Raw genomic sequence first — 7297 nt, 5'->3', positions numbered from 1 at the left:
CTTTTGATCTTGATCTTAAAAAATCAAAGTCATAAGATCGCAGCCTCGTTTCACTCGTCAGCTCCTACAAGAGCGGATCGTTGTCGCTTGGGGCGACGAATGACTGCGGCACAGTGCCGCAGGTCCATCCTGCGCGGACCCTGCGTGACTTATACTCGCGCCGTCTTTTAGCCCCGCCCGCGCTGGAGTTGTCCAATGGATCCTGCAGTATTCGAAGAGTGGATGATGACCGGCCTGGTCAGCATCCTGATCATTTTCATGGGTTTCATCGTCTGGGATCTGGCGAAGAAGTCCAAGGCCGGACGCTTCGGCTCGTTCATCCTGTTCTTCGTGCTGGGCCTTGGCGTGGCGGCGTTCGTGATCAAGAGCGTGGTGATAGGCCTGATCGAGACCGGCACGTTATAAACGCGCCGGCACCTCCTTGTACTGGCCCTGTTCGAGCCCTTCGATTGTCCAGTCGCCGATCCTGACCCGCACCAGCCGCAACGTCGGCAAGCCTACCGCCGCCGTCATGCGCCGCACCTGACGGTTGCGACCTTCGCGAATCACCAGTTCCAGCCAACTGGTCGGCACACTTTTTCGAAAGCGTACCGGCGGGTTACGCGGCCATAGCTGCGGCTCATCAAGCTGTCGCGCCTCGGCGGGCAGGGTCATGCCGTCGTTGAGCTCCACGCCGTCACGCAAACGCTGCAACTGCTCGGCAGTCGGCTCGCCTTCCACTTGTACCCAATACGTCTTGGCCAGTTTGTGTTTCGGGTCGGCGATACGCGCCTGAAGCTGACCGTCGTTGGTCAGCAACAGCAAACCTTCGCTGTCGCGATCCAGCCTTCCTGCCGGGTAGATCCCGGGAATCTCGATAAAATCCTTGAGCGTCGCCCGCCCTTCGCCGTCACTGAATTGCGTCAGTACATCGAAGGGTTTGTTGAACAAAAAAAGCTTCGGCTCAGCCGGTGGCGCCTTGGCGACACGGCGCGGGGCTGAGGACGAGGACGAGGGTTTCGCGCCAGGACGGCGGGAAACGGGACGCGGAGGACGAGGCATGGCAAAGAGAACATCTAACGGTCAGGGCTCACTATGCTAGTGGCCTGACCGCCAAATGGCCATGAAACAATCAGCGGAACGGTGGTTCGTCGAAGCTGCGCAGTTTGCGTGAGTGCAGCGAGTTGAGCTCAGTGCGCAGCAGATCCACGGCTTCGATGCCGATCTTCAAGTGCTGGCTGACCGCTCGCTCATAGAAGGCGTTGGCCGAGCCCGGCAACTTGATTTCGCTGTGCAGTGGCTTGTCGGAGACGCAGAGCAACGTGCCATAAGGCACCCGCAAGCGATAACCCTGCGCTGCAATCGTGCCGCTTTCCATGTCCACCGCCACGGCGCGTGACAGGTTGATCAACGGACGTTCCTGAGCCCAGCGCAACTCCCAGTTACGGTCGTCGTAAGTCAGCACGGTGCCGGTACGCAGGCGCTTCTTCAGCTCGTCACCCTTCTCGCCAGTGATGTTCGCTGCCGCTTGCTGCAAGGCCAGCTGCACTTCGGCCAGGGCCGGGATCGGAATATTCGGCGGCACCACCCGGTCGAGAATCCCGTCACGGCGCATGTAGGCGTGCGCCAGCACGTAGTCACCGATGGTCTGCGACTGACGCAAGCCGCCGCAATGGCCAATCATCAGCCAGCAATGCGGACGCAGCACCGCCAGGTGATCGGTGATGTTCTTGGCGTTGGACGGGCCGACGCCAATGTTCACCAGCGTCACACCGTGACCATCGTTGGCGATCAGGTGATAGGCCGGCATCTGGTAACGGTGCCACACCACGCCGGCGGCGATGGCTGAGGCTTCGCCGTGATCCATGCTCTTTTCGATGATCACGTTGCCCGGCAAGACCATGCGCACGAAACGCGGATCGCTGCGCAATTGTTCCAGGCCATGGACGATGAACTGGTCGACATAACGGTGGTAGTTGGTCAGCAGGATCCATGGCTGTACATGCCGCCAATCGCTGCCGGTGTAATGCACCAGGCGGCGCAGGGAAAAGTCCACTCGCGCCGCATCGAACAGCGCCAGTGGCAGCGGATCGGTGTTTTCCCAATCGTACAGGCCATCGGCGATGCCATCGGTGGCGGCGGACAGGTCAGTGCTCGGGAACACCCGCGCCAGCACGGCTGCGGTCACGCCGGAGCCAGCCAATTCATCGCCCTGCTCGACCACATAGGGATACGGAATATTCTGTTGGCTGATACCGACTTCGACGGTCACGGTGAAGTCGTGCATCAACGGCACCAGCTGTTCCAGCAGGTACTTACGGAAAGCCGACGGATGGGTGACGGTAACGCTGTAAGTGCCGGGCAACTGGACCTTGGCGTAGGCACGCACGGTCTGCGGGACTTCGCCCTGGCAGTGATAGGTCAGGCGCAATTCGGGATAACGAAACATCGCCCGCTGTTCGGCGTCTGGCTCGACTCGATCCTTGAGATAACGCTTGAGCGCCTGACTCAGCGCGGTGGTCGCACGATTGTGCAAGAGCGCAAGCCGGTCTACAGCTTGCTCGGCGGTTTGAACGACAATAAAAGCTTCGGTCACGATCAGCATCCTGTGTTCTGACTTGCAGGCCTTTATCTTGCCTGTATCAAGGCTTCACGGGAACAGTGGCCACTACACAATTGCCTTAATCACCGAAGATCCAATGTGGGAGCTAGCCTGCTAGCGATGGGGCCTTCGCCCTCAAAGAAGATGTCGAATGTGCCGCCGTCATCGCTAGCAGGCTAGCTCCCACAGGGTTTTGTTGCGGTCAGAAGTTCTGCGGGGTGGAACGGGCGACAATCGCTTCTACATCCAACCCTCGCGGCAATGCCCCGTAAACCCGACCACCGCCACTCAGGCGACTGGCAATAAAAGCATCACTGACCACCGAATTCCCTGCCTCAAGCAACAACTTGGCCTGAAGCCCCAACGCAATATCTTCAGTCAATTGCCGGGCGCGGTACTGAATGTCGCTGGTGTCCTTGAAAGCCGCCTGCAATTGGCTGATATGCGCAGCCAGACGCTTGTCGCCATGGCCATCGCCCAATTCGCTGAACAACGCATCGAGCACACCCGGTTCTTTGGACAGCGCACGCAGTACATCCAGGCACTGCACATTACCTGAACCTTCCCACGTCGAATTCACCGGTGCCTCGCGATACAACCGCGGCAGGATGCTGTCCTCGACATACCCCGCCCCCCCCATGCATTCAGCCGCTTCATTGATCATGGCCGGCGCCCGTTTGCAGATCCAGTACTTGCCCACCGCCGTGACCAGCCGGGCGAACTTGGCTTCCCGGGAATCGTCCAGATGATCCAGCGCCCGCCCCATGCGCAGGCTCAAGGCCAAGGCGGCTTCACTTTCCAGCGCCAAATCCGCCAGCACGTTTTGCATCAAAGGTTGTTCGCTAAGCAGCTTGCCGCCAACCGTGCGGTGAGCACAGTGATGGCTGGCCTGAGTCAGCGCCTGACGCATCAGGGAACTGGACCCGACCATGCAATCGAAACGGGTCATGGCGACCATCTCAATGATCGTCGGCACGCCGCGCCCCTCTTCACCGACCATCCACGCCAAGGCACCGCGAAACTCCACTTCGCTGGACGCGTTGGAGCAGTTGCCGAGTTTGTTTTTCAAGCGCTGGATGTAGAACTGATTGCGCGTGTCGTCCGGGCGATGGCGCGGCAGCAGGAAACAGGTCAAACCCTTGTCGGTCTGCGCCAGCGTCAGAAACGCATCGCACATGGGCGCCGAGCAGAACCACTTGTGCCCCACCAGTTCATAAGCCTGGCCAGGACCGCTGGCACCCACCGGAAACGCCTTGGTGGTGTTGGCGCGGACATCGGTGCCGCCCTGCTTCTCAGTCATGGCCATGCCGATCGTGACCCCGGCCTTATGGGCCATGCCGACGTTGCGCGGGTCGTACTCGGTGGCGAGAATCTTTGGCAGCCACTTTTCCGCCAGATCCGGCTGCAGGCGCAACGCCGGGACACTGGCGAACGTCATGGTCAACGGGCAACCACTGCCGGCTTCGGCCTGACTGTGCAAGTAAGTCATCGATGCGCGAGCCACGTGGGCACCCGACTGCGGGTGAGCCCAGGGCAGCGACGTCAAACCGTGCTCGACCGCCGTGCGCATCAGCTGGTGATAGGCCGGATGAAATTCCACCAGATCGATGCGGTGCCCATAGCGATCATGGCTGCTGAACACCGGTTTGTTCTGATTGGCCAGAAACCCCGCTTCCATCAATGGCCCACCGGCCAGTGCGCCGTAAGCGTCGATTAGCGACTCGGCCCAACCGGCACCGAAACGCCGCGACCATTCCTGTAAAGGCAAGTCGATGCGATACAGGTTGGCACCGTCCAGTGAGGGCGGCTGATTGGTCACTTCGTGGGTTTCGGCGAACTGATGCAGGTTCATGACGGGGCTCCTTTGGTCAGCCAAGGGATTTCAGTTAAGCACCGCCCTCCAGCTGAACAAAGTGTCATATCCGCCTAACTGTCGGCGCTTTCGCCCTGTTGCGAACAGAGCACCCGACGGTAGAGCGCCGCCTGCAAATCTTCGAATTTCACCGGTTTGCTCAGGTGATCAATCAGCGCACCGGTCGGGCAACGCTCCCGATCCACACCCTGGGCGATGATGAACACCGGCAATTCGGCGCAACCTGGCAGGGCGCGAATCTGGCAACAGACGGATACGCCGTCCATCGGCTGCAACTCGCAATCGAGCAATACGGCATCACAGGTTTCGTGCTGCAGGAAATCCAGAGCCGCCGTGCCACTTTCGGCGGTGCGTACCCGGAATCCGAGCTTGAGCAGCATGCCGCGCATCACCAGCTGATTGACGCTGTTGTCATCCACCAAGAGCACGGTGCAGTCCTGCGGCAGTCGCAAACCCGACAACTCACGAGACATGAACGGCGTCGTCGGACGTTCTACCGGCGGCACTTCAAATTCGACATCTAGCTGGAAACGGCTGCCATGCCCCGGCTCGGAACGGTGAGTCAAACGTCCGCCGAGCAATTCGATCAGTTGCCGACAGATCGCCAGCCCGACTCCCAGGCCACCATGTTCCCGAGTCATCGAACCATCGAGCTGGAAGAAGCGCTGATACATCGTCGCTTCGCCCAGATCGGTGAAGCCGATACCTGTATCGATCACTGCAAAAGACAACGCCAACCGATCGGGCTCAACCGTTTTGCCGGACACCCGCAATGCCAGCCCGCCCACCCGGGTGAACTTGATCGCATTATCCAATAGGCATTCCAGGCATTGCGCCAGCCTGGCGCTGTCACCGCGCAGACGATCCGGTACACCCGGCGCCACATCGACCTTGAAATCCAGCGACTTGCTCGACGCATTGCCATCGAATTGCACACGCAATGCCTCGATCACGCCGCGCAAACTGAACGTCGAGGGCGACGCCTTGAGTTTGCCGGCCTGCAACTCTGTCAGCGTGAGTATGCCGTTGACCATACGCATCATCTCGCGCGCCGACCCTGCGGCCGTCTGCTGATATTGCTCCAGCTCAGGGTCCATTTCGACGGTCTGCATCAGTTCCAATGAACCGATCACGCCATTCATCGGTGTGCGCAACTCGTGGGTCAGGGTGGCGAGGAACTCGTCCTTGAGCTTGTTGCTGTGGGCCAGTTGCTGGTTAAGCACTTCGAGCTTTTGTCCTGCGTCCAACAGCGTCTGCGCCTGCTGTTCGCGCATGGCGTTAATGCGATCGGCGAGCGCCAGGGACAACAGCGCCACCTCGATGGCCGAGCCGATCTGGCTGGAGTACATGGTCAGGAACACGTTCGGCAGATAACCGAGCACCATCATCGTGTTGACGATGCCGCCGAGCAAAAACGCCGACCAGGCGATGATGAAATAACGCGCCACCCGCAGCCCACGCAGCCAGGCGAAGATGCCCGCGGCAAAAATCACGACGGTGAAAATCAGCGCCAGGGCTGTCGCCAGGCGCAGGGCCAGGGCGTAACTGGTCATCAACGACAGCCCGACCACCAGCGCACTGAACGCCACCAACGCCAGCAACACCCGATCAAGCCAGCGACTGTGAGTGGCCGTTTGCAGGAAACTGCGGGCGAACTGGCTGCCGAACAATCCGGCACAGCCTATGAAAAATGGCGTCGCGGCGTTGGCCCACCAAGGATTGTCCGGCCAGAAATACTGCACCGCCGCGCCATTGACCGACAGCTGATACAAGCCAAACGAGGCGATGTAGAAGATGTAATAGAGGTAACTGGTGTCGCGCACGCTCAGGTAGATGAACAGGTTGTAGACCAGCATGCCCAGCAGCACACCGTAGATCATCCCCAGCACATAAAGCCGAACGGGCTGTTCTTCGAGGTAGGCGGTGCTCGACCACAAGGTGACTGGCGCCTGGATCGAACCCTGACTTTGCAGGCGCAGGTACAGGGTTTGTGTCTGGTCAGGCGTGAAATCCAGATTGAACAGATAGTTGTTCTGGCGAATCTCGCGACTGGCGAACGGCAATGCATCGCCAGTCTGCCTGACCAAATGATAGTCGCCGGCAGCATCGGGCAAATAGAGATCAAGGTGATCGAGGGGCGGATAGGCCAGTTCCAGCAGCCAGGTTCGTGGGGCGGCTGGATTGGACGGGCGGTATTGCAGGTCGATTTTCAGCCAGAACACCGAGCGTGAATACCCGGCGTTGAGAGTGGCTTTGTCGTGAGTCTTGAACTGACCGGCCGCCGCTTGAGCGCGCACTTGGGTAATGCTCGCCTGACCACCCGCGTCTTCAAACACTTGCAGGGACTGCCCCAGGGGAAGGCTTTGAGTGAACTCATCGAACTCGACGGCGTTTGCCAACAAGGGCAAACACAACATCAATATCAGCAAATAGCGCATTTATGCCCCAGCGTGGCCTGTCCGATTCCGTCAGGAAGCCCCCATTCCTTTTGAGAGGACGTAATACCGGCGTTATCTATTATTCATTTGGATCCACTCTAGCATAGCCGCTGATGGCCATTAAGCACTATAGAAATATTTCCTAAAAAGGCTCTAGCACGGGCGTTCCAGCGAGAATTATTGAAATAGAGCAATCGAGTCGGTCAGATAACTGCCATGGCCCAAACCCAATGGCTCAATCGCGCCCCAACGTTCATTGGCCGGCACCCGAAAAAAGATGTTTGGTGGTAAGCTCGCGCACCATGAATATCTACAGCTCTCGCCCCGTTGTCCTCTGTCTCTCCGGCCACGACCCAAGTGGTGGCGCCGGCTTGCAGGCAGATATCGAAGCCCTGCTCGCTCAGG

At 59.3% G+C, this 7297-nt stretch carries 5 protein-coding genes and 1 pseudogene; 2 read left to right on the top strand and 4 right to left on the bottom strand.

Annotated features, from left to right (window positions below; all coding sequences use genetic code 11):
* Positions 1-195: 195 nt before the first annotated feature.
* Positions 196-405, top strand: coding sequence for a DUF2788 domain-containing protein (locus ACRESJ_RS07095; protein WP_046815823.1), 210 nt, complete (start codon positions 196-198; stop codon positions 403-405).
* On the opposite strand, the gene ACRESJ_RS07090 is transcribed toward ACRESJ_RS07095, so the two are convergent.
* The 4 genes from ACRESJ_RS07090 to ACRESJ_RS07075 form a co-directional block, all read right to left on the bottom strand.
* A complete protein-coding gene (locus tag ACRESJ_RS07090) occupies positions 400-1041 on the bottom strand; it encodes a pseudouridine synthase (RefSeq protein ID WP_431757270.1) in 642 nt (213 codons plus the stop codon). The genes ACRESJ_RS07095 and ACRESJ_RS07090 overlap by 6 nt on opposite strands.
* 70 nt (positions 1042-1111) lie before the next feature.
* Positions 1112-2584: an AMP nucleosidase gene (amn, locus tag ACRESJ_RS07085; RefSeq protein ID WP_431757269.1), complete on the bottom strand. Its 1473-nt coding sequence runs from the start codon at positions 2582-2584 to the stop codon at positions 1112-1114.
* 199 nt (positions 2585-2783) lie between these two features.
* Positions 2784-4433 (bottom strand): acyl-CoA dehydrogenase family protein, encoded by a 1650-nt coding sequence (locus ACRESJ_RS07080; protein WP_431757268.1) that lies wholly within the window; start codon positions 4431-4433, stop codon positions 2784-2786.
* A gap of 74 nt (positions 4434-4507) precedes the next feature.
* On the bottom strand, positions 4508-6892 hold the full coding sequence (locus ACRESJ_RS07075; protein WP_431757267.1) for a 7TM diverse intracellular signaling domain-containing protein: 2385 nt from the start codon (positions 6890-6892) through the stop codon (positions 4508-4510).
* 302 nt (positions 6893-7194) lie between these two features.
* Between ACRESJ_RS07075 and ACRESJ_RS07070 the strand changes: the two are divergent.
* A pseudogene (locus ACRESJ_RS07070) lies at positions 7195-7297 on the top strand (hydroxymethylpyrimidine/phosphomethylpyrimidine kinase); the annotation flags it as partial.

This window comes from Pseudomonas sp., from assembly GCF_050739655.1.
In the GTDB taxonomy this organism is placed as follows: domain Bacteria; phylum Pseudomonadota; class Gammaproteobacteria; order Pseudomonadales; family Pseudomonadaceae; genus Aquipseudomonas.
The sequence above is the reverse complement of the archived record's forward strand: the minus strand, read 5'-3'. Positions and strand labels throughout refer to the sequence as shown.